Source organism: Pseudomonas bijieensis, from assembly GCF_013347965.1.
Lineage (GTDB): Bacteria > Pseudomonadota > Gammaproteobacteria > Pseudomonadales > Pseudomonadaceae > Aquipseudomonas > Aquipseudomonas bijieensis.
The window spans coordinates 5,404,037-5,426,316 of record NZ_CP048810.1 but is presented as its reverse complement, the minus strand read 5'-3'; the positions used below and the strand labels follow the sequence as shown (position 1 = coordinate 5,426,316).

Sequence of the window (22,280 nt, the reverse complement as noted above, 5' to 3'; positions counted from 1 at the left end):
TCGCTTTGTTCAGCCCCCCCAGACGGTCGCCGGTTTGTTCGCGTGATAATCATAAAAACCCTGGAGCGTCCATGTATCGCCCTGGCGTTCAAACGCGGCGCGCCATGCGCCTCTGCCATGGCCTGGGTCTAGCCGAGCCATGTCATACCAGTAATACCTGTTGATTCTCTTGGTGGTCACCCTGCCGGCACGAATGTCGTCCATGATCTCCATGACTTTCGTCCTGGCGGTCTCGGTAAAGTTATCGTATGCCATCTGCGTTTCAGCCAGCAGGCTGGTGCCTACCGTGAACTTGTCCGGTGCGGGCGATGGCTCAGGTAAAACAGGGGTTGTGACGCTTGGCTGGGTCGCGGTCACGCGATGAGTTCGGGCCTGTGTAACAAGGTCGATGTCGAACGGTTCGTAGTTGGAGAGGGTACTCGTAAAATTTGTGATTTCTTCTTCGGTGATCAACATGACGTTTCGCCGCGTCTTGCCCCGATTGGCGATTATGTAAGGCACTCGATGGTTCCTTATCTCGGTCAGCAGCCCGGGTTTATGCCGGCGTTGCTTCTCCTCCCTGAGTGCATCGATCAGTTCGTTATAGTAGTCGGTCGAGGCCATGTAGTTGCGCTTGGCGGCTATTGCTTGCGGCTCATTTCCCGGGAATAGAGCGGTTGCCCTGGCCTCCATTTTACGCTCTACGGCCACTAACATTTCCCGGGTGTCTTTCGCTATTTTATCGATGGCTGCCCTTTTTTTCCCAGTCTTGGGGGTGATGGCCATGAAGACCGCGCCGGTAAGATTGTCCGTGATGATAGTCGTGTTCATCCGGATGGTGTCTTGGGTAAAGAACATGTTTTGATGAGCCAGTATCGTGTCATATATTTTTATTTTCTGGACGTCGGTAAGGGCTATGTTGGACACCTGTGCTTCGATGTCCATGCAACTCAGGACGACGATGCCCCAAGTGTTCATCTTGTCCAACAGCTTTCCATGGGCGGCTTTATGTCTAGCCATATTGCCCCATCCCCGACTCAAGTCTCGGATCTGTGAACGGTAAGTACTTATATCGGCTGCGCCTGTATCCGCCATGCTCTCGCTAAGGATGCGTTCGGCCAGCACCTCGGGCATCGAATTAAAAATGCCCTTTGCCGTGTTGATGGCCTCGGGGGAGGCGTTGCGATTCTTGACCAATACCCCCTCCACTAAAGCATTGTAGGTTCTCTGTTGCGGGGTCTCGGAGGGCCAACCGAGCAGGCTTTGTACCGCGCCACCACCGCGCAAGCGCTGGCGCTCTTCAACCCGCCATTCGCCCTTTTCCCACGTCACCGTGCGCTGGTTGGATCGGTTGTCTGGCGCGTAAATGATCCGCTCACCGCCCTGCACAGCTGTTTTGTAAAAACCCTGGTGCATCACCAGATACCCCTGCCCGCCGGCGTCCCTGTACCGGTTGCGCCCCTCGGGCACCAATCCCTTACCGTCAAACCCTCTGAGAACAAAGGGCTCCAACTCTGGATCGGGCATGCGGGGCAAGGACGATAGCATCGGGCGTGCCTGGCCCCGGCGCCCCACGCGGGCCATGATCAAGTCCTGCCCGGCCTCGGCGATGATCTCGCCCAGCCCACCAATAAAATCACTCGTCCACTGACGGAGGCTTCCGCTCGCATCGTCTATGGCCGAAAGCGCGGCGCCGCCCAGCATTGTCGGCAGGATCGCGCGCCCCAAAATGCCGCCCAGTTGACCTACCGGGAACATCGACATCGCCCCCGTCAGCAGCATGACGCCGTTTCGGCGCCCCTCCCGCACCGACGCGCTGTCGCGCTCGGCATTCGTCACGGTCAGCATGTCCGCCGTTTTAATCGCATGGGCTATTTGCGTTTCATGCAGCACGCTGAACAGATTCGCTTCAACCACGGGCGACGAAATTTTCATCGCGAAATCATTCTGTGCCCTGTCCTTTGCCCACCCGATCACGGACTGGGTGACTTGCTTTATCTTCTGCTCGAACGTCAGGTTTTCCGAGTTCGGTACCAGGCTGTCAAGCTGCTCGGCCTGCTCCTGCAATGGCAGATGCGAAATGAGCCAGCGGGTCATTTCCGAGGTGGCGGTGAGCGTCTGCGCCAGGGTCGTTTCCAATGCACGAGCGTTTTGCGCATCGACATCCCTGAAGTTTTTTCCGTCCGGCGCTCCCGGCGTGTACAGCGTCAGCGAGGGTCGGCTCGCCACCGTCTTCACCCCAAACGCCAGTACTTCCTTCAACACGCTATCGCCCCAGCACAACTGACGAACGACCACTTCGTGCCCGTTGACCTTACCGCGCCCCGCGGCCGTTGGGTTGTCCAGCGCCTCCAGCACCAGTTTCAGCCCGGTATTGTCGCGGTCGTGCCTCAAGTCGCCCGAGATATGGGCGGCCCATGCTTGGGCCCGCATTTGCTTCGCTTTCAGAGACATCCATTCTGCCTGGCGCTCCCGGGCTGCGAGCTGCAGCTCGGTCGCAAGCCGGGCACCGATATTGGCCCTCTCAATGACCTCTACAATCTGCGCAAAACTCAGCGGCCCTTCGACGGTAGGTTGAGGCGCATTGCGTTCGTCATCTGTCAGGTTCGACATCGCCCACTGCGTCATGGAGCGCCGATCATCGATAACCCCCCTCACGCTGCCTTGCGATATCCCGGAGCCAAACGGCGACCCGCCTGTGGGGGCGTGTGAGTCAATCAACTGCCTTCTGATATTCAGCGACACATCGTCCGGATCGACCGGTGGGTATTTCTCGCTGATGAAACCAGCCAGCAGTGTGCGGGTCCGGTCGTGAAGGGCTTCAGGGGTGGCCAGCGTCACCGGGTCTGGTGGCGGTGTATCCGCCGTGGCGCTTTGCAGATCCTGCACCGCGCGCCACCAGGCCACGCGGTCGCTGCCGATAACGTTCGGGTTGCCGTGCAGCCAGGCGCCGAGTCTTTGCAGGTTAAGCCGTAGTTCGCGTTCGTCCATGGCGGCGGCCAGGTCCAGCCTGTGCTTGACGCTCGCCGCGGCATCCAGCCTCGCCACCCAGGCAGTGATGGTCTCTCCCGCTGCCGGGCCTCTAAGTAAAGCGTCGCTCACGGCTGTTTTCTGCGCCGTTCGCAGGTCCGTGACCAAACGGGCAAGAAAGTCCTCGGCGATGGGGACGATGTCCACCTCGTCCGACGCGTCATTGTCAGCTTTCAGGCTAGTCTTCAGCGCCGCCAGGTCGCTGTACACCTCCAGCGGCCTGCCCGGCCTGTACAACAGCGCGCCCCCCGGGTCGTCGAGACTGTCATGCTGCGTCAGTACCACGACGCCCGACACCAACACGTCGCCCCCCCACCCTTCGGGGGTGATACTCAGGCTATACACCCCGGGCCGAACACGTTCCTCGAGCCAGGCGCGAGTCGCCGCGTCCAGTGCCGCCAGCGCACCCTCGGTAATCGCCTTGTGCATTGGCAGGCTCAGCGTTCGATCCAGCCGGTGAAGATCCGCTTGTGCCTTGAGCTGCGCACCGAACTCATAGGCCAGCCAATCGCTGACAGGGGTGTCCTGGCTGCGGTCGGGCGGGCGGTCCCAGAAGTCATCCAGCGCCCGCACCAACAGTCGTTCATATGACCCTGGGGTGATGCCGATCAGTCGCTTGATTTGCTCCTTGGCGTCACGGCTGTTCAGGACGGTCGGCCGATCGGTGACGCTGTCTTTTTCGACGACGATGTCGATGTTGCCCAATTCGAGAAAGAACTCGCGAGCACTCATTTGGCCGGCGACCGCGCGCCAGAACAGCGTGTCGAGGGGGACGGTTTCCACTGCCGTGCGTGTTAACGCTGGCCCATCGGCTGTGTGCTCGGAGTTGGCGCCGCCCTGCAGCCGGCACACGCGTATTTCTTTTACCGTCACCTTGTCCGTGAGCGCGGGGAAGGTTCTCGTGAACCAATAGTCCAGATGCCGCGCCGCCACCTTCGAGGCGCGTGGAACGGCGTCGTTCAAGTGGATCATCTGCTGCTGCGAAGCATGGAGTCGGCTTAACAGCAGGGCGATAGCGGTGTGTAAGGGGATATTCTCCAGCATGTTCTCTTCCTGAGGGGGTTTGGAAGGAACAACGTAGTGAAGGAATACTGGGACAGGGTGGTACATATATACCGCACGTGGCGGTATCACTCCCCTTGCCACAGAAAGCGTTCTCGCCCAGCACGATGCTTACCCAAGAAACAGCCATAAAAAAAGGCCACCCAAAGGCAGCCCTTAAAAAACTAGAGAGGTTTTTTTGCTTACACAGCCGCTACAGGGCGCATGTAAGAGATTGGTGCGGTACTGGCATCTTCAAACGTCACGACTTCCCAAGCATCTTTCTGCTCAATCAACTTGCGCAGCAGCTGGTTGTTCAGTGCGTGGCCGGACTTGAAGCCCTTGAACTCACCAATCAGGCTATTGCCCAGCAGGTAGAGGTCGCCGATTGCATCGAGGATCTTGTGCTTGACGAATTCGTCTTCATAACGAAGGCCGTCTTCGTTCAGTACACCATCGGAATCGACCACGATCGCGTTTTCAACACTGCCGCCGAGTGCGAGGTTGTGCTTGCGCAGGTACTCGATGTCACTCATGAAACCAAAGGTACGGGCGCGGCTGACTTCTTTTACGAACGAAGTGCTGGAAAAATCCACGCTTGCACTTTGGGTGCGGTCACGGAAAACCGGGTGATCGAAATCGATCTCGAAGCTCACCTTGAAACCTTCGAAAGGGACGAAAGTGGCGCGCTTGTCGCCGTCTTCCACTGTCACTTCCCGCAGGATGCGGATGAACTTCTTGGCCGCGTCCTGCTCTTCCAGGCCAGCCGATTGAATCAGGAATACGAAGGGTCCGGCACTGCCATCCATGATCGGGACTTCGGACGCGGAGAGCTCGACGTAGGCGTTATCGATGCCCAGGCCAGCCATGGCCGAGAGCAAATGCTCCACCGTGTCCACTTTGGTGTCACCGTTGACCAACGTGGTCGACATAGTGGTTTCACCAACGTTTTCCGCGCGAGCAGGAATCTGCACCACAGGGTCGAGGTCGGCACGACAAAACACGATGCCGGTATCGACAGGCGCGGGCTTGAGGGTCAGATAGACCTTCTCGCCGGAGTGCAAGCCGACACCTGTGGCACGGATAATATTCTTCAGGGTGCGTTGTTTAATCATGGCATGGGCCGCTTCAGCGCAAATTGCGAACTGGTATCAACAAAGGCTGGCGATGATAGCAGACCAGACCTTTGCTGAACACCAATCACCCGTATCCCCCTGATACATTTCATCAATCGGCCTGACGACGCAGGAATGCCGGGATGTCCAGGTAATCCAGATCGTCTTGCGGATTCATCTTCGCGGCAGTCGCAGCACCGGCCTGGGCCTGGTTGCGCATGACGGTCGGACGGTCCAGGTCACGGTAGTTCACAGCCGGTTGTTCCTGACGAGCGGCCGCTTGTTGCTGTGGCTGGGAGGCCATGGTGGTTTGAACGGTGTTGTCGATCACCTTCATCGGCTTCTCGATTTTCGCGCCCAGACCGGTGGCAACTACAGTCACGTGCAGCTCGTCACGCATGTCAGGATCGATCACGGTGCCGACCTTGACCATCGCGTGGTCGGAAGCGAACGCCTCGATGATACTACCCACGTCGGAGTACTCGCCCAGGGACAGGTCGGGACCGGCAGTGATGTTCACCAGGATGCCACGAGCGCCCTGCAGGTTCACATCTTCGAGCAGCGGGTTGCGGATGGCCGCTTCGGTGGCTTCACGAGCACGGTTCGGACCGCTGGCGCAGCCAGTGCCCATCATCGCCATGCCCATTTCGGACATCACGGTGCGTACGTCGGCGAAGTCGACGTTGATCATGCCTGGACGCTTGATGATGTCGGAGATACCGCGAACGGCACCGGCCAGTACGTCATCGGCCTTGGCGAAAGCCGACAAGAGGCTTGCGTCTTTACCCAGGATGGTCAGCAGCTTCTCGTTGGGGATGGTGATCAACGAGTCGACGCTTTCGCTCAGCGCGCGGATGCCTTCGTCGGCGATCTGCATGCGCTTGCGGCCTTCGAACGGGAACGGACGGGTCACCACCGCAACGGTGAGGATCCCCATTTCCTTGGCCACTTCGGCAATGATCGGAGCAGCACCGGTACCGGTACCGCCGCCCATGCCAGTGGTGATGAACACCATGTTGGTGCCGGCCAGGACTTCAGCGATGCGCTCGCGGTCTTCCAGGGCAGCCTGACGGCCAACCTCGGGATTCGCGCCGGCACCCAGGCCCTTGGTCACGCCGGTACCCAGTTGCAGGATGGTCCGCGCGCCGATGTTTTTCAGCGCTTGAGCATCGGTGTTGGCGCAAATGAATTCGACGCCTTCGATGTTGCTCTTGACCATGTGGTTGACAGCGTTGCCGCCGCCACCGCCGACACCGATTACTTTGATAACCGGGCTAGCGGGGATGTTGTCTACGAGTTCGAACATTTTCCCTCTCCTTTCATTCTCTAGTTTTTTCGCCTACTGCGTTTGCCGCGTCTTCCAGCGCCAAGCCTGAAACTTGTCGCTTGAAGCTTTGAAACTGTTTAAAAGTTGCCTTTGACCCAAGCCTGGAGCCGCTCGAACAGCGGTGCCTTCGGCTCGTCGTTGCTGTAGCTGTCACGGCTGCCGATGCCCGAGAAGGAAATCCCGTCGGACTGCTTCTGCAGGCCGTACATCAACAGGCCCACGCCGGTGGAATAGATCGGATTGCGAACCACGTCATCCAGGCCCTTGACGCCATGGGGCACGCCCAGGCGCACCGGCATGTGGAAGATCTCTTCGGCCAGTTCGACCGCGCCTTCCATCTTCGAGGTACCGCCGGTCAGGACGATGCCGGCCGGGATCAGGTCTTCGTAGCCGCTGCGGCGCAATTCGGCCTGGATCAGCGTGAACAGCTCGTCGTAACGCGGCTCGACCACTTCGGCCAGGGCCTGGCGCGACAGTTCGCGCGGTGGGCGGTCGCCGACGCTTGGCACCTTGATGGTTTCACCGGCACCAGCGAGTTTCGCCAGGGCGCAGGCGTAGCGGATCTTGATTTCCTCGGCGTACTGGGTCGGGGTGCGCAACGCCATCGCGATGTCGTTGGTCACCTGGTCGCCGGCAATCGGGATCACCGCCGTATGACGGATGGCGCCTTCGGTGAAGATCGCGATGTCGGTGGTGCCGCCGCCGATGTCCACCAGGCACACGCCCAGCTCTTTCTCGTCGTCGGTCAGCACCGAGTAGGCCGAAGCCAGTTGCTCGAGGATGATGTCGTCGATTTCCAGGCCGCAGCGGCGCACACATTTCTCGATGTTCTGCGCAGCGTTCACCGCACAGGTCACCACGTGGACCTTGGCTTCCAGGCGAACGCCAGACATGCCCAAGGGCTCGCGCACGCCTTCCTGGTTATCGATCACGTAATCCTGCGGCAGGGTGTGCAACACACGCTGGTCGGCCGGGATCGCCACGGCCTGGGCCGCGTCGAGCACGCGCTCAAGGTCGGCGGAGCTGACTTCGCGATCACGGATCGCCACGATGCCGTGGGAGTTCAGGCTGCGGATGTGATTGCCTGCCACGCCGACGAACGCCGAGTGGATCCGGCAACCGGCCATCAACTGCGCCTCTTCGATGGCGCGCTGGATCGATTGCACGGTGGACTCGATGTTCACCACCACGCCTTTTTTCAAGCCGCGGGACGGGTGTGTACCGATCCCGACGATGACCAGCGTGCCGTCGTCCGCGACTTCGCCTACCAGCGCCACCACCTTGGAAGTGCCGATATCCAGACCGACGATCATTTTCCCGCTTTGCACGTTTGCCATGGTCCTGCCTCTTCTTAATTCTTCGCGACGGCGGGTACGGCCGTCGTCGGCGCTACAGGTTCCCGCCAGCCAACAGCCAGGCCGTTGGCGTAGCGCAGATCGATGCGCGCAATGTTCGTAATCTGTTCTTTGAGCGTCTTGTCATAGATGGCAATGAAGCGGCGCATCTTTTCCACCAGGTTGCCGCGACCGAGCAACAGCTCGATGCCCGGCCCCGAGCTGCCCGCGCCAGTGGTCAGGAACCAGCTGCCGCGCTCACGCAATTCCAGGCGCGCGATGGAGAAGCCCAGTGGCCGCAACATCTGACTCAACACCTGGTACTGCTGCATCACTTGCTGCTGGGCCCGCTGTGGGCCGAACAGTTGTGGCAAATGTTCATAGTTGGCCAGTTCCCGCGGCGTAAACGCCTGGCCCTGGTTGTTCAACAACGACTCGTCGCCCCATCGGGCCACCGGCAGTTGCTCTTCCAGACGGATCGACACCTGGTCGGGCCATACCCGGCGGACTTCGGCGTGGGCGATCCAGGGCATCTGCTCCAGCTCCGTGCGCATGCCCGCCAGGTCGATGGTGAAGAAGCTCGAGGCCACGAACGGGGCGATCCGCTGCTGCACCGCCTGCTGGCTGATGTAGCTCAGGTCGCCCTGGACGTTGATCCGGGCAATCGGCCGGTCGGCGTAAGGCAACAGCCGTTGGGCGCCTTCATAAGTACCGAACCCCAACGCCACCAGCAGCACCGGCCAGAACAGGCTCTTGAGAAAGCCAAAGTTGGCTTTCGGCAGACGCGCCGACATCGGCTCCTTGGCCACCATTCGGCTGGCACCCCGCGGCACCGGCTTGCGACCGGGTGCGGATGGCTGATGACGAAGCGATGCGCCTTGCATGGCTTAACCTCTTGGCTCTTGTTGGCCGACACTGGCGGCCAGGATCGACAGCACCAGTTGCTGGAAATCCAGGCCAGCGGCCCGGGCCGCCATCGGTACCAGGCTGTGATCGGTCATGCCGGGAGCGGTGTTGACTTCCAGGAACCAGAACTGCCCATCGGCGTCCTGCATCACGTCTGCCCGGCCCCAGCCGGCAATACCCAGCGCCTCACAGGCCTTGGCCGTGAGGTCCATCAGTTCTTTTTCCTTGGCGGCGTCCAGCCCGCAGGGAATGCGGTACTGGGTATCGTTGGCGACGTACTTGGCGTCGTAGTCGTAGAACGTGTGCGGGGTGCCCAGCGCAATCGGGGGCAACACCTGGTCACGCAGGGTGGCGATGGTGAACTCGGGACCGGTGATCCATTGTTCGACCAACACTTGCGAATCGTAGGAACTGGCGTCTTTCCATGCCGCGGTCAACTCAGGCAGCGAATTCACTTTCGCCATGCCGATACTTGAACCTTCATGGGCCGGTTTGACGATCAAAGGGAAGCCCAGTTCCGTGGCCGCCGAAATACAATCGGCCTCGGACGCCAGCACGGCGTGACGCGGCGTCGGAATGCCGAGGCTGTGCCAGACCTGCTTGGTACGCAGTTTGTCCATCGCCAGGGCGGAAGCCAGGATGCCGCTACCGGTGTAGGGAATGCCCAGGCATTCGAGCAGGCCTTGCATGCTGCCGTCTTCGCCACCGCGACCATGCAGGATGATGAACGCACGGTCGATCTTTTCGTTCAGCAGGCGCTGCAGGAAATCGTCGCCCACATCGATGCCGAATGCGTCGACACCAGCACTTTGCAAGGCTTGCAGCACGGCGTTGCCGGACTTGAGGGACACCTCGCGCTCGGCGCTCTTGCCACCGAACAGCACGGCCACGCGACCGAAGGCTTTCGGATCGAGGGTCGAGACCAGGTTAGCGTAGGCAGCAGTCATTTCAGTTTCCCCGCGCTGGAAGCCACGATGGCCCCGGCGAATAACGGACTGTTCAACAGTTTCGGGGCCAGGCCACCGATATCGCCGGCACCCTGGCACAGCAGGATGTCGCCGGCGCGCAGCAGCGGCTTGACCAGCGGCGCGAGGTCCACGCCGCGTTCGATGTAGATCGGGTCCAACTGACCGCGCTGGCGAATGCTGTGGCACAGCTGGCGGCTGTCGGCACCCGGGATTGGCTCTTCACCGGCCGGGTAGACTTCCATCAACAGCAGCACGTTGGCGTCGGCCAGTACCTGGACGAAATCGTCATACAGGTCGCGGGTGCGGCTGTAGCGGTGCGGCTGGTAGACCATCACCAGGCGGCGCTCCGGCCAGCCACCGCGTACGGCCTTGATCACCGCGGCGACTTCGGTCGGGTGATGGCCGTAGTCGTCCACCAGCATCACGTTGCCGCCGTCCACCGGCAGTTCGCCGTAGACCTGGAAACGCCGGCCCACGCCCTGGAAGCCGGACAGCCCCTGGACGATGGCTTCATCGCTGACGCCTTCGTCGGTGGCGATGCAGATGGTGGCCAAGGCGTTGAGCACGTTGTGGTTGCCGGGCATGTTCACCGACACATCCAGCGGCTCGCGATCAGGGCGCAGCACGGTGAAGAACGTCTGCATGCCCTGCTGGCGCACATTGATGGCGCGTACGTCGGCCTCTTCACCAAAACCGTAGGTCACGGTCGGACGCTTGATCAGCGGCAGGATTTCGCGCACCACCGGGTCGTCCAGGCACACCACCGCCAAACCGTAGAACGGCAGGTTGTGCAGGAACTCGACGAAGGTTTTCTTCAGCTTGTTGAAGTCACCGTCGTAGGTCGCCATGTGGTCGGCGTCGATGTTGGTCACCACGGCCACCAGCGGTTGCAGGTGCAGGAAGCTCGCGTCGCTCTCGTCGGCTTCCGCGATCAGGTAGCGGCTGGTGCCCAACTGGGCATTGGTGCCCGCGGCATTCAGCCGCCCACCGATCACGAACGTCGGGTCCAGGCCACCGGCGGCGAACACCGAAGCGATCAGACTGGTGGTGGTGGTCTTGCCGTGGGTACCGGCGACGGCGATGCCGTGGCGATAACGCATCAGCTCGGCGAGCATCTCGGCCCGTGGCACCACCGGAATGCGGCGTTCCAGGGCGGTGGCGACTTCCGGGTTGGAGGTGTTCACGGCACTGGAAACCACCAGCACGTCGGCATTGGCGGCGTTCTCGGCACGGTGGCCGATAAAGATCTGCGCGCCGAAGGATTCCAGACGCTCGGTCACCGGGGACGCTTTCAGGTCGGAACCGGAGACTTCATAGCCCAGGTTCAACAGCACTTCGGCGATCCCGCACATGCCCACGCCGCCGATTCCGACGAAGTGGATGCGGCGGATACGGCGCATTTCCGGTTGTGGCATGGCTTTGCGATTCTCAACCATGGGCCACCTCCAGGCAGGTATCGACCACTTGGGCCGTGGCATCGGGTTTGGCCAGGCGGCGTGCGGCGCGGGCCATCTCTTCAAGTCGTTGCGGCTGCATCAAAACCTCTGTCAGGCGGGCGGCAAGATCCGCGGCGCCAGTCGTTCTTTGCGGCATCAGGAAGGCAGCGCCTTCACGGGCCAAATAATCGGCGTTACGGGTCTGGTGATCGTCGATCGCGTGGGGCAAAGGCACCAGCATCGAGGGCAGACCGGCGGCAGCCAGTTCACTGATGGTCAACGCGCCTGCGCGGCAGACCACCAGGTCGGCCCAGCCATAGGCTTGGGCCATGTCTTTGATGAAAGGCTGCACCTGCGCCTCGACGCCGGCAGCGCGGTAGCGCTCTGCGGTCACTTCATCGTGGTTCTTGCCGGCCTGGTGAAACACTTCCGGACGCAGTTCGGGGGCGACCTGCGACAGGGCTTCAGGCAGCAATTTGTTCAACGGTTCTGCCCCCAGGCTTCCGCCCAGGACCAGCAAACGCGCCTTGCGTCCAGCCAGGGCCGGACGCGGTGTATCGAAAAACAGCTCGGTACGCACCGGATTACCGGTGGTACGGCGGCTGCCCGACAGGGTAAAGGTGTCGGGAAAGGCTTCACAGACCCGGGCGGCCAACGGCACCAGTAACCGATTGGCGGTACCGGCCACGGCGTTTTGTTCGTGAACGATCACCGGCACACCGGCCAATTTCGCCGCGACACCGCCAGGACCGGTCACATAACCACCGAACCCGACCACGCACACGGGCCGCAACCGACGGATGATCGCCCGCGCCTGCCAGATCGACTTGAGCAGCATCAGCGGTGCCTTGAGCAACGACAGCTTGCCTTTGCCGCGCAGGCCACTGGCGTCGATCCGGTGCAGTTCGAGGCCGGCACCTGGCACCAGTTCGTTCTCGATCCCCCGTGGCGTGCCCAGCCAGTGCACGGTATAGCCGCGCGCCTGGAACTCCCGGGCACAGGCCAGCGCCGGGAAGACATGCCCGCCGGTACCGCCCGCCATGATCAGCACGTTAGCGCCCATGAGTCGGCTCCTCGGCGAAGTCGCTCTCCTGGAATTCCATCTCTTCGCTGCCCAAATGGGTTCGACTCTCCCATTCGATACGCAACAACAAGCCGAGACAGGCGCAGCAGATCACCAGGGAGCTGCCGCCATAACTGAGGAACGGCAACGTCAGGCCCTTGGTCGGCAACAGGCCGACGTTCACGCCAATGTTGATCAGGAATTGGCCGATCCACAGGAACGACAAGCCATACGCCACGTACGCGGCAAAAAACTGCTTGGCCTTCTCGGCCCACAAGCCGATGTACATACCGCGCACGCAGACGAACACGAACAGCGCCACGGTGCACAGCGAGCCCACGACACCCAGCTCTTCGGCCAGCACCGAGAACACGAAGTCGGTGTGCGCTTCGGGCAGGTAGAACTGCTTTTGCACGCTGTTGCCCAAGCCCACGCCCAGCCATTCGCCACGACCGAAGGCGATCAGCGCCTGGGTCAATTGATAGCCGGAACCGAACTGGTCGGCCCACGGGTCGGTAAAGGTGATCAAACGCGCCATCCGATACGGTTGCGCCTGGACCAGCACGGTCACTGCCGCCACCGCCAGCGCCACCATCAGGGTGAAACGGAACAGCCCGACGCCACCCAAAAACAGCATCGCCGCCGCCGCGCCCATCATCACCACCGTGGCGCCGAAGTCCGGCTCCATCAGCAGCAGGCCCGCCATCGGCAGCAACACGATGAACGGCTTGAAGAACCCCATCCAGCTCTCGCGTACTTCCTTCTGGCGACGCACCAGGTAACCGGCCAGGTAGATCACCACGAAGACCTTGGCGATCTCCGAAGGCTGAACGTTGAAGAAGCTGAAGCCGATCCAGCGCATCGAACCGTTGACCTCGCGGCCGATCCCCGGCAACAGCACCATCACCAACAGGCCGAAGGCACCGAGCAGCATCATCCAGCCCAGGCGCTGCCAGGTGGCGATCGGCACCATCATGGTGACGATGCACGCGCCCAAGCCGATCACCAGGTAAATCAGGTGGCGGATCATGTGGTAAAGCGTATTGCCCGACTGCACCGCGGCCACTTCGGACGATGCGGACGTGATCATCACCAGGCCCAGGCCCAGCAATGCCAGGCAACCGGCGAGCATCGGGAAATCCAGGTCGATGCCACGCCCGGTGATCAATGGCGACGGGTACGGCTTGATGATGTTCATCAGGCTCATGCCAAGTCCTCCGCCGCCCGGGCGAACAACTGCCCGCGCTCTTCGTAGTTCTTGAACATGTCGAAACTGGCGCAGGCCGGCGACAACAGGACCGCGTCGCCCGGTTGCGCGAGGGCGCGGCACTGTTGCACCGCTTCATCCAGCGAAGCGACGCGCACCAGCGGCACGGCATCGCCAAGCGCCTGGGCGATCAACTCGCGGTCGCGGCCCATCAGCACCACGGCACGGCAGTTGGCCGCCACCGGATCGCGCAGATCCTTGAAGTCGGCACCCTTGCCGTCGCCACCGGCGATCAGCACCAGTTTGCCTTCGATGTCCGCGCCCAACCCTTCGATGGCCGCCAGCGCGGCGCCCACGTTAGTGGCCTTGGAATCGTTGTACCAGGCCACGCCATCGAGGTCGCGCACCCACTGGCAACGATGTTCGAGACCGGCAAAAGTACGCAGCGCCGAGAGCATGGCGTCGAACGGCAGACCGACCGCATGTCCCAAGGCCAGGGCCGCCAGGGCATTGGCCTGATTGTGGGCGCCGCGAATCTTCAGCTCGCGCACCGGCATCAGGTTCTGGAATTCGAAGGCCAGGTACTTCTCGCCATTCTCTTCGCGCAGCCCGAAGCCTTTGAAATCCGGAACGCCCAGGCCAAAGGACCAGCACGGCAGGCCCTCGCCCAGCAACGGACGGGTCAGGGCGTCCTGGCGGTTGAACACCACCTGCCGGGCGCCACGGAAGATCCGGTGCTTGGCCAGGTGATAAGCCGGCAGGCCGCTGTAGCGGTCCATGTGGTCTTCGCTGATGTTGAGCACGGTCGCCACTTCGGCACCCAGATGGTCAGTGGTTTCCAGCTGGAAGCTCGACAGCTCCATCACGTACAGCTCGACGTCGTCACTGAGCAGGTCCAGTGCCGGGGTACCGAGGTTGCCGCCCACGGCGACACGCTTGCCAGCTGCCGCGGCCATCTCGCCCACCAGGGTGGTGACGGTGCTCTTGGCATTGGAACCGCTGATGGCGACGATCGGCGCCTTGGCGTTACGCGCGAACAGCTCGATGTCGCCGGACAGTTTCACGCCACGGGCAGCCGCCGCCTGCAGGGCCGGAGTCGCCAGGGCCAGGCCGGGGCTCACGTAGAGCTCATCGGCGCGGCACAGGAATTCGACATCCAGCTCGCCACAACGCACGTCCACCTGGGGATAGTCACGGCGCAGCGTGGCCAGCTCAGGCGGATTCTCCCGCGTATCGGCCACGGCAAACGACACACCCCGGTTCGCCAGGAAGCGAACCAGGGACATGCCGCTCTTGCCGAGGCCGACAACGATGCGGAAGTGGTCAGAAGCGATCAGGGACACTCGTTCTACCTCAGCTTCAGGGTGGCAAGGCCGATCAGCACCAGGATCACGGTGATGATCCAGAAACGGACGATCACACGCGGCTCGGGCCAGCCCTTAAGTTCAAAGTGGTGGTGGATCGGCGCCATGCGGAATACGCGGCGGCCGGTCAATTTAAAGGAAGCAACCTGAATGACGACTGACAGGGTCTCCATCACGAACACACCGCCCATGATGAACAGGACGATTTCCTGGCGAACGATGACCGCGATGGTGCCCAGGGCCGCGCCCAGCGCCAACGCGCCGACGTCGCCCATGAAGACTTGCGCCGGGTAGGTGTTGAACCACAGGAAGCCCAGGCCGGCACCGATCAGCGCACCGCAGAACACGATCAGCTCGCCCGCCCCCGGTACATAAGGGATCAGCAGGTATTCGGCGAACTTCACGTTACCCGACAGGTAGCAGAAGATCCCCAGCGCACCGCCGACCATCACCGTCGGCATGATCGCCAGGCCATCGAGGCCGTCGGTGAGGTTGACCGCGTTGCTCGAACCGACGATCACCAGGTAGGTCAACACGACGAAACCGGCGCCCAGCGGGATGCTGTAATCCTTGAGCATCGGCAGGATCAGGGTGGTTTCCACCGGCGAGGCGGCGGTCATATAAAGGAAGATCGCCGCGCCGAGGCCGAACACCGACTGCCAGAAGTATTTCCAGCGGCTTGGCAGGCCACGGGAGTTCTTCTCGATGACCTTGCGATAGTCGTCGACCCAACCGATGGCGCCGAACAGCAGGGTCACCAACAGCACGACCCAGACGTAACGGTTCGCCAGGTCGGCCCAGAGCACGGTACTGATGCCAATGGACGACAGGATCAGCGCGCCGCCCATGGTCGGGGTGCCGGATTTGGACAGGTGCGACTGCGGGCCGTCGTTACGCACCGACTGGCCGATTTGCAGGTTCTGCAGGGTGCGGATCATCCACGGGCCCAGGAACAGCGACAACGACAGCGCGGTCAGCACACCCAGGATCCCGCGCAGGGTCAGGTACTGGAAGACCGCGAAGCCTTTGTGGAACTGTTGCAGGTACTCCGCTAGCAGCAGCAGCATTAATGTTTCTCCATACGGGTGCCGCACAGCGCCGCGACGACGTTTTCCATCGCTGCACTGCGTGAGCCCTTGATCAATAAGGTGGTGTTCGGGTCTTGCTCGGCGCCCAGGGCCTGGATCAGCTCGGCCTGAGTGGTGAAATGCTGTGCGTGTTCGCCAAACGCCGCGACCGCGTGGACCATCATCGGGCCGACGGCATACAGCGCATCGACTTTGCCGCGCGCATAGGCACCGACATCGTGATGGCCCTGTTGCGCCCACTCGCCCAGTTCGCCGATATCCCCCAGCACCAGCACGGTACGGCCGGAGAAACCAGCAAGGATATCCACCGCCGCGCACATGGACGTCGGGTTGGCGTTGTAGGTGTCGTCGATCACGCGCATGCCGTTGCTGGCCAGTTGCGCGACGGAGCGTCCCTTGACCGGCTGTACGGCGTTCAGCCCGGCGACGATGCCTGGCAGCGACACGCCCAGGGCATGAGCGGCGGCGGCGGCGGCCAGGGCATTGGCCACGTTATGGGTGCCGAGCAGATTCAACTGGACCCGCTCGGCGCCATCGGGGCTGTGCAGGTTGAAGGCCGGGCAGCCACGGGCATCGCGGTCCAGGTCGCTGGCGTAGAAATTCGCGGCGAGGTTGCTCAGGGCGAAGGTCAACACCTTGCGCTCACCCGCCCGGGTCTTCCAGATTTCAAAGGCCTTGTCGTCGAGATTCAGCACGGCGACGCCATCGGCATCCAGCCCTTCGATGATCTCGCCCTTGGCCTCGACGATTTTTTCCGGGCCGCCGAACTCGCCGACATGGGCGGTCCCGGCGTTGTTGAGTACCGCCACATGGGGCTTGGTCATGGCCACGGTGTAGGCAATCTCGCCGAGCCGCGAAGCCCCCAGTTCAATGACCGCTGCGCTATGCTCCGGCGCCAGTTCCAGCAGGGTCAGCGGCACGCCGAGGTCGTTGTTCAGGTTGCCACGGGTCGCCAGCACCGGACCGCGGGTGCGCAGAATGCTGGCAAGCATTTCCTTGACCGTGGTCTTGCCGCTGGAGCCGGTGATGGCCGCGACCGGATTGCCAAACGCCGCGCGGTTCAGCGCACCGAGCTGGCCCAGGGCCTGGCGGGTGTCGTTGACCAACAACTGCGGCAACGTGCTGTTGGTCACTTCCCGCTCGACCAACGCCGCGACCGCACCTTTGCCCGCGACCTCGTTCAAGTAATCGTGACCATCGAAGCGCGGCCCGGCCAGGGCGACAAACAGTTGTCCCGGGGCGATGGCGCGACTGTCGATGCTGACGCCATCGAAGGAAGCGTCCGCAGCAAGCAGGCGCCCATTCAGGGCGTTGGTCAGTTCGCTGAGTTTCAGGGCCTTAAGCATGGGCCACCTCCCATGCGGTCAGGGCGTGATCGGCTTCCACCAGATCGGAGAAAGCATGGCGTTCGCCGTTGATTTCCTGATAGTCCTCGTGGCCCTTGCCGGCCAGGACGATGACGTCGTCCGCCGAAGCGCTGGCAATCAACTGGGCGATGGCCTGGCCGCGACCGGCCACGAAGGTGACTTTATCCACCGCCGAGAAGCCGGCACGGATGTCGTCGAAAATCCGCAGTGGGTCTTCGGTACGTGGATTGTCATCGGTGACCAACACACCGTCGGCCAGCCGCTCGACCACCTCGGCCATCAACGGGCGCTTGCCGCGATCACGATCGCCGCCGCAGCCAAACAGGCACAGCAACTTGCCTTTGGCGTGAGGCCGCAGGGCCATCAAGACTTTTTCCAGGGCATCGGGGGTATGGGCGTAGTCGACCACCACCAGCGGTTGCGTTCCGCCACCCAAGCGTTGCATGCGACCGGCCGGGCCTTCGAGCTTCGGCAAGACCTTGAGGATTTCGTCCAACGCGTAGTCCAGGCCGAGCAAGGCGCCGATGGCGGCCAATACGTTGCTCAGGTTGAAGCGACCCAGCAAGGTGCTGCGCAGATGATGCTCGCCTTGGGGCGTGACCAGCGTGGCGCGAACACCTTCGTCAGTGAACTGCGCCTGGCGTACATAAAGGTAGGCGCTGGCATCTTCCAGGCTGTAGGTAATCAACCGGGACTCGCGCTTTTCGGCAGCCAATTGCCGACCGAACTCGTCATCGAGGTTGATGACCCGGCATTTCAAATCATTCCAGGCGAACAGCTTGGCCTTGGCTTCGCCGTAGGCCTGCATGGTGCCGTGGTAATCCAGGTGATCCCGGGACAGGTTGGTCAACACCGCGACATCGAATGCCAGCGCGGTCACACGGCCCTGGTCCAGACCATGGGATGAGACTTCCATCGCAATGGCCTTGGCACCGGCCTTCTTCAAGTCCGCCAGGGTCGCTTGCACGGCAATCGGGTTCGGCGTGGTGTGCAGGCCACTTTCCAGTGCGCCATGGAAACCGTTGCCCAGGGTCCCGACAATGCCGCAATGCTGGCCGAGCAGATCCAGGGCCTGGGCCACCAGTTGGGTAACGCTGGTCTTGCCGTTGGTACCGGTCACGCCAATCAGGTTCAGGTGACGGCTCGGGTCGCCATAGAAACGCCCGGCGATGTCCGACAGCTGTGCCGCCAGGCCCTTGACTGGAATCAGCGGAACGTCAGTGATCGGCAGCACGGTCGCGCCTTGCACTTCATAAGCCACGGCCGCCGCACCGCGCTTGAGGGCATCGGCGATGTGGGCGCGACCATCGAAACGCGCGCCCGGCACCGCCAGGAACAGGTCTCCGGCACGTACATTGCGGCTATCCAGGGCCAGCTCGCGAATCAACAGATCGTGACCGGCATGGGCAAAAATCTTGTTCAGGCTCAGGGACATCAGCCGCGCCCTCCTTCGGCTTTCAAGGGAACGACCGGTGCGGTGTTGGCCTGCTGGGTCGGCGGCAGGTTATCCGGGGTAATGTTCATCAGGCGCAGGGTGCCGGACATCACTTTGCTGAACACCGGTGCCGAAACCAGGCCACCGAAGTAGCCCGCCTTGCTCGGTTCATCAATGACCACGACGATGGCGTAGCGCGGGTCGCTCATCGGGCCGAAACCGGCAAACAGCGAACGGTAGGAGTTCTCGGCGTAGCCTTTGGTGCCCACGGAGGTCTTGCGCGCGGTACCCGATTTACCTGCCACATGATAAGCCGGCACTTGGGCGCGGTAGACGCCGCGTGGCGCCTCGATCACCTGTTGCAGCATGCCCTGCATGGTCTTGGCGACGTTCTCCGGGATCACCTGGGTGGTCTGCGGTGCCTTGTCGGTTTTGATCAGCGTCAGCGGAGCGATACGGCCATTGTTGGCCAGCGCGGAAAATGCGTGGACCAGTTGGATCGCCGTCACGGAAACACCGTAGCCGTAGGACAGGGTGGCCGTTTCAGCCTTGCGCCAGTCGCGGTAGTTCGGCAGGTTGCCGACACGCTCGCCCGGGAAGCCCAGGCCGGTGTCCTGGCCGAGGCCGATCTTCTGGGCCAGGCGATAAATCGTCTCGCCGCCGATATCGAAGGCGATCTTGCTCATGCCGACGTTACTGGAATTGATCAGAATGCCGGTCAGGTCGAGCACCGGGCCTTCGGTCTTGGACACGTCACGAATAGTGTACTTGCCGATCTGCAAGGTGCCCGGATACACCTCGACGGTGTCGCTCGGTTTCCAGCGCCCGGTTTCCAGGGCTGCAGCCATGGACACGGCTTTCATGGTCGAGCCCGGCTCGAACACGTCGATCATTGCGCGGTTGCGCATCATCGCAGGTTGCAGGTTGCGGCGGTTGTTCGGGTTGTAGGTCGGCTGGTTGACCATGGCCAGGATCTCGCCGGTCTTCACATCCATGATCACCAGGCTGCCGGCCTTGGCACCGTTCTCTACGATGGCATTGCGCAGTTCACGGTTGGCCAGGTATTGCAGGCGCAGGTCAATGGACAACGCCAAGGGCTTTCCGGCCTTGGCGTTTTTTGTAACCTGGACATCCTTGATCAGCCGTCCGCGCCGGTCCTTGATGACCTGGCGCTTGCCGGCGACCCCGGCGAGCCATTCGTCATAGGCCAGTTCGACACCTTCCCGACCTCGATCATCGATGTCGGTGAACCCGACCATGTGGGCCGTGACTTCACCGGCCGGGTAGAAACGCCGGAACTCTTCGATGCCGTAGACGCCCGGCACTTTAAGGTCGAGCACGCTCTGGCCCTGCTCGGGGGTCAACCCGCGCACCAGATAGATGAATTCCTTGTTGGCCTGGGCTTCGAGGCGCTCGGCCAGGGCCTTGGGATCCTGCCCGAGAGCGGCGGCCAGTGCCGGCCATTTTTCCTTGGCCAGTTGCATTTCCTTGGCGTTGGCCCACAGGGTGGTCACCGGGGTGCTCACGGCCAGGGGTTCGCCATTGCGGTCGGTGATCAGGCCACGGTGAGCCGGGATCGGAATGTGCCGCACGCTGCGGGCATCGCCCTGCCCCTTGAGGAAATCACGGTCGACGACCTGCAGGTCGATGATGCGCCACGAAATCGCCGCCACCATGATCCCGAGCAGGCCCAAAACCAGACGAAACCGCCACGGGAACAGCGCCCCTTCGAGTTTCATCATGGCGCCACCATCTGCACTTCGGCGGCGCCGGGAATGCGCATTTTCAGTTGTTCGGTGGCCAATACTTCGATGCGGCTATGGGCGGTCCAGGTGCTCTGCTCCAGGATCAACCGGCCCCACTCGGCCTGCGCTTTATCGCGCACGCTCAGTTCGTTGTAGAGGGTATTGAGCAACTGCCGGTTCCAGTGCGCGCTATAGGACACGGCGATGGCCGACACGAGCACGCCGATAAACAGCAGCAGCATGAAAAAGCTGCCGCCGGGCAGGGGCTTGGCGAAGAGCTTGCTCACCGCAACTTCTCCGCGACACGCATGACGGCGCTACGGGCGCGTGGGTTGGCCTTGAGCTCGGCTTCGGAAGCGAACTGCGCTTTGCCATGGATCTTGATTTTCGGCACGAAGGCTTCGAAACGCACCGGCAGGTTGCGCGGCAGGTTATCGGCTTCGCCCTTGGTGAGTTTGCGCATGAACAGCTTGACGATGCGGTCTTCCAGGGAATGGAAGCTGATCACTACCAGCCGACCGCCGATCTCCAGTGCCTCAAGCGCCGCTTCGAGACCGACTTCCAGATCGCCCAGCTCGTTATTGACGTGGATACGCAAGCCCTGGAAAGCACGGGTCGCCGGGTTCTTGCCCTTCTCCCAGGCCGGGTTGGCGACTTTCAGTACTTCGGCCAGATCGCCGGTGCGCTCGAAAGGCTTGATGTCGCGACGCTCGACCACGGCACGGGCCATACGGCCGGAGAAACGCTCCTCACCGTATTCCTTGAAGACACGGGCGATTTCTTCCACCGGGGCAGTGTTGACAAATTCGGCAGCGCTGATGCCACGGGACGGGTCCATGCGCATATCCAGCGGGCCATCATTGAGGAAACTGAAGCCGCGCTCCGGGTCATCCAGTTGTGGCGAAGACACGCCCAGGTCGAGCAGCACGCCACTGACCTTGCCGGCCAGGCCACGCTCGGCGACTTCCGAACCCAACTCGGCAAAGCTGCGCTGCACAACGACAAAGCGGCCGTCTTCGGCCGCCAGCGCTTGCCCGGTGGCAATCGCTTGAGGATCCTTGTCGAATCCAAGCAACCGGCCGCCCGGCCCCAGCTTGCTGAGAATCAACCGGCTGTGCCCGCCACGTCCGAACGTGCCGTCCAGATAGCAGCCATCAGGACGTACGGCGAGAGCCTCGACGGCTTCGTCAAGCAGTACGGTGATGTGGTTAAAGCCGCTATCAATAGTCACAGGATCAAATCACGCAGTTCATCAGGCATGGCGCCCGGTTGTTGAATAGCAGCGAGGTCGGCGGCAGAAACCGCATTCCAGGCATCTTCGTCCCACAGCTGGAACTTGTTCAGTTGGCCCACCAGCATCGCGCGCTTGTCCAACTTGGCGTATTCGCGCAGGCGCGGCGGCACCAGGAAACGACCGCTGCCATCGAGCTCGAGGTCGACGGCATTACCAATCAGCAAGCGTTGCAGGCGACGGTTTTCTTCACGCAGCGAAGGCAGTGCGCGCAGTTTGGTTTCGATGATTTCCCACTCATCCAGAGGGTAAACACACAAACATGGATCAACAGCGTCGATCGTGACGATTAACTGCCCGGAACTTCGCGAAACGAGCTCGTCACGATACCGGCTCGGCATGGCGAGACGGCCTTTTGCATCGAGACTGATAGCGTTAGCTCCGCGAAACACGTCAGCGTTTCTCCACTTTTTGGCGTTTTACCTTCAAAAAAACCCACTTCATGCCACTTTCCGCCACTTGCGCACACTATAGGAATGCGCCCACCGCACCGTCAAGGCGCGGATTGAAGGAAAAGCCTTATAGATCGGAGATTTAGGAGCGTTTCAGGAGGGGTAACAAGAATCTGACGTAGGAAATTTCGC

The 22,280-nt window shown here is 61.9% G+C and carries 17 protein-coding genes; all 17 read right to left on the bottom strand.

What is annotated here, in order from left to right; genetic code table 11:
• Positions 1-9 precede the first annotated feature (9 nt).
• On the bottom strand, positions 10-4,053 hold the full coding sequence (locus tag GN234_RS23965) for a dermonecrotic toxin domain-containing protein (RefSeq protein WP_176689168.1): 4,044 nt from the start codon (positions 4,051-4,053) through the stop codon (positions 10-12).
• A 200-nt stretch (positions 4,054-4,253) separates the two neighbouring features.
• Positions 4,254-5,165, bottom strand: a complete 912-nt coding sequence (lpxC, locus tag GN234_RS23960) for a UDP-3-O-acyl-N-acetylglucosamine deacetylase (RefSeq protein WP_030139673.1) — start codon at positions 5,163-5,165, stop codon at positions 4,254-4,256.
• Positions 5,166-5,277: 112 nt separating this feature from the next.
• Positions 5,278-6,471 carry a cell division protein FtsZ gene (ftsZ, locus tag GN234_RS23955; RefSeq protein WP_109754807.1) on the bottom strand — a complete coding sequence of 398 codons (1,194 nt, stop codon included), beginning with the start codon at positions 6,469-6,471 and terminating at the stop codon, positions 5,278-5,280.
• A 98-nt stretch (positions 6,472-6,569) separates the two neighbouring features.
• A complete protein-coding gene (ftsA, locus tag GN234_RS23950) occupies positions 6,570-7,829 on the bottom strand; it encodes a cell division protein FtsA (protein ID WP_003178237.1) in 1,260 nt (419 codons plus the stop codon).
• Between the two features lie 14 nt (positions 7,830-7,843).
• Positions 7,844-8,710, bottom strand: coding sequence for a cell division protein FtsQ/DivIB (locus GN234_RS23945; RefSeq protein WP_030139675.1), 867 nt, complete (start codon positions 8,708-8,710; stop codon positions 7,844-7,846).
• A gap of 3 nt (positions 8,711-8,713) precedes the next feature.
• A complete protein-coding gene (locus GN234_RS23940; RefSeq protein ID WP_109754808.1) occupies positions 8,714-9,679 on the bottom strand; it encodes a D-alanine--D-alanine ligase in 966 nt (321 codons plus the stop codon).
• Positions 9,676-11,136, bottom strand: a complete 1,461-nt coding sequence (gene murC, locus GN234_RS23935) for a UDP-N-acetylmuramate--L-alanine ligase (RefSeq protein WP_109754809.1) — start codon at positions 11,134-11,136, stop codon at positions 9,676-9,678. The genes GN234_RS23940 and murC overlap by 4 nt, the downstream gene beginning before the upstream one ends.
• A complete protein-coding gene (murG, locus tag GN234_RS23930; protein WP_109754810.1) occupies positions 11,129-12,199 on the bottom strand; it encodes an undecaprenyldiphospho-muramoylpentapeptide beta-N-acetylglucosaminyltransferase in 1,071 nt (356 codons plus the stop codon). The genes murC and murG overlap by 8 nt, the downstream gene beginning before the upstream one ends.
• Positions 12,189-13,406, bottom strand: coding sequence for a putative lipid II flippase FtsW (gene ftsW, locus GN234_RS23925; protein WP_109754811.1), 1,218 nt, complete (start codon positions 13,404-13,406; stop codon positions 12,189-12,191). Before ftsW ends, murG begins: the two co-directional genes overlap by 11 nt.
• Positions 13,403-14,749 (bottom strand): UDP-N-acetylmuramoyl-L-alanine--D-glutamate ligase, encoded by a 1,347-nt coding sequence (gene murD, locus GN234_RS23920; RefSeq protein ID WP_109754812.1) that lies wholly within the window; start codon positions 14,747-14,749, stop codon positions 13,403-13,405. Before murD ends, ftsW begins: the two co-directional genes overlap by 4 nt.
• A 5-nt stretch (positions 14,750-14,754) precedes the next feature.
• Positions 14,755-15,837 carry a phospho-N-acetylmuramoyl-pentapeptide-transferase gene (mraY, locus tag GN234_RS23915; protein ID WP_109754813.1) on the bottom strand — a complete coding sequence of 361 codons (1,083 nt, stop codon included), beginning with the start codon at positions 15,835-15,837 and terminating at the stop codon, positions 14,755-14,757.
• Positions 15,837-17,204, bottom strand: a complete 1,368-nt coding sequence (locus tag GN234_RS23910; protein WP_163856821.1) for a UDP-N-acetylmuramoyl-tripeptide--D-alanyl-D-alanine ligase — start codon at positions 17,202-17,204, stop codon at positions 15,837-15,839. The genes mraY and GN234_RS23910 overlap by 1 nt, the downstream gene beginning before the upstream one ends.
• A complete protein-coding gene (locus GN234_RS23905; protein WP_176689167.1) occupies positions 17,197-18,660 on the bottom strand; it encodes a UDP-N-acetylmuramoyl-L-alanyl-D-glutamate--2,6-diaminopimelate ligase in 1,464 nt (487 codons plus the stop codon). The genes GN234_RS23910 and GN234_RS23905 overlap by 8 nt, the downstream gene beginning before the upstream one ends.
• The gene (locus GN234_RS23900; RefSeq protein ID WP_162893922.1) at positions 18,660-20,399 is read right to left on the bottom strand and encodes a peptidoglycan D,D-transpeptidase FtsI family protein; all 1,740 of its coding nucleotides are present in this window, start codon (positions 20,397-20,399) and stop codon (positions 18,660-18,662) included. The genes GN234_RS23905 and GN234_RS23900 overlap by 1 nt, the downstream gene beginning before the upstream one ends.
• Positions 20,399-20,692, bottom strand: coding sequence for a cell division protein FtsL (gene ftsL, locus GN234_RS23895; RefSeq protein WP_003178214.1), 294 nt, complete (start codon positions 20,690-20,692; stop codon positions 20,399-20,401). Before ftsL ends, GN234_RS23900 begins: the two co-directional genes overlap by 1 nt.
• The gene (rsmH, locus tag GN234_RS23890; RefSeq protein ID WP_162893864.1) at positions 20,689-21,636 is read right to left on the bottom strand and encodes a 16S rRNA (cytosine(1402)-N(4))-methyltransferase RsmH; all 948 of its coding nucleotides are present in this window, start codon (positions 21,634-21,636) and stop codon (positions 20,689-20,691) included. Before rsmH ends, ftsL begins: the two co-directional genes overlap by 4 nt.
• Positions 21,633-22,088 (bottom strand): division/cell wall cluster transcriptional repressor MraZ, encoded by a 456-nt coding sequence (gene mraZ / locus GN234_RS23885; RefSeq protein WP_003205355.1) that lies wholly within the window; start codon positions 22,086-22,088, stop codon positions 21,633-21,635. Before mraZ ends, rsmH begins: the two co-directional genes overlap by 4 nt.
• Between the last annotated feature and the right edge of the window lie 192 nt (positions 22,089-22,280).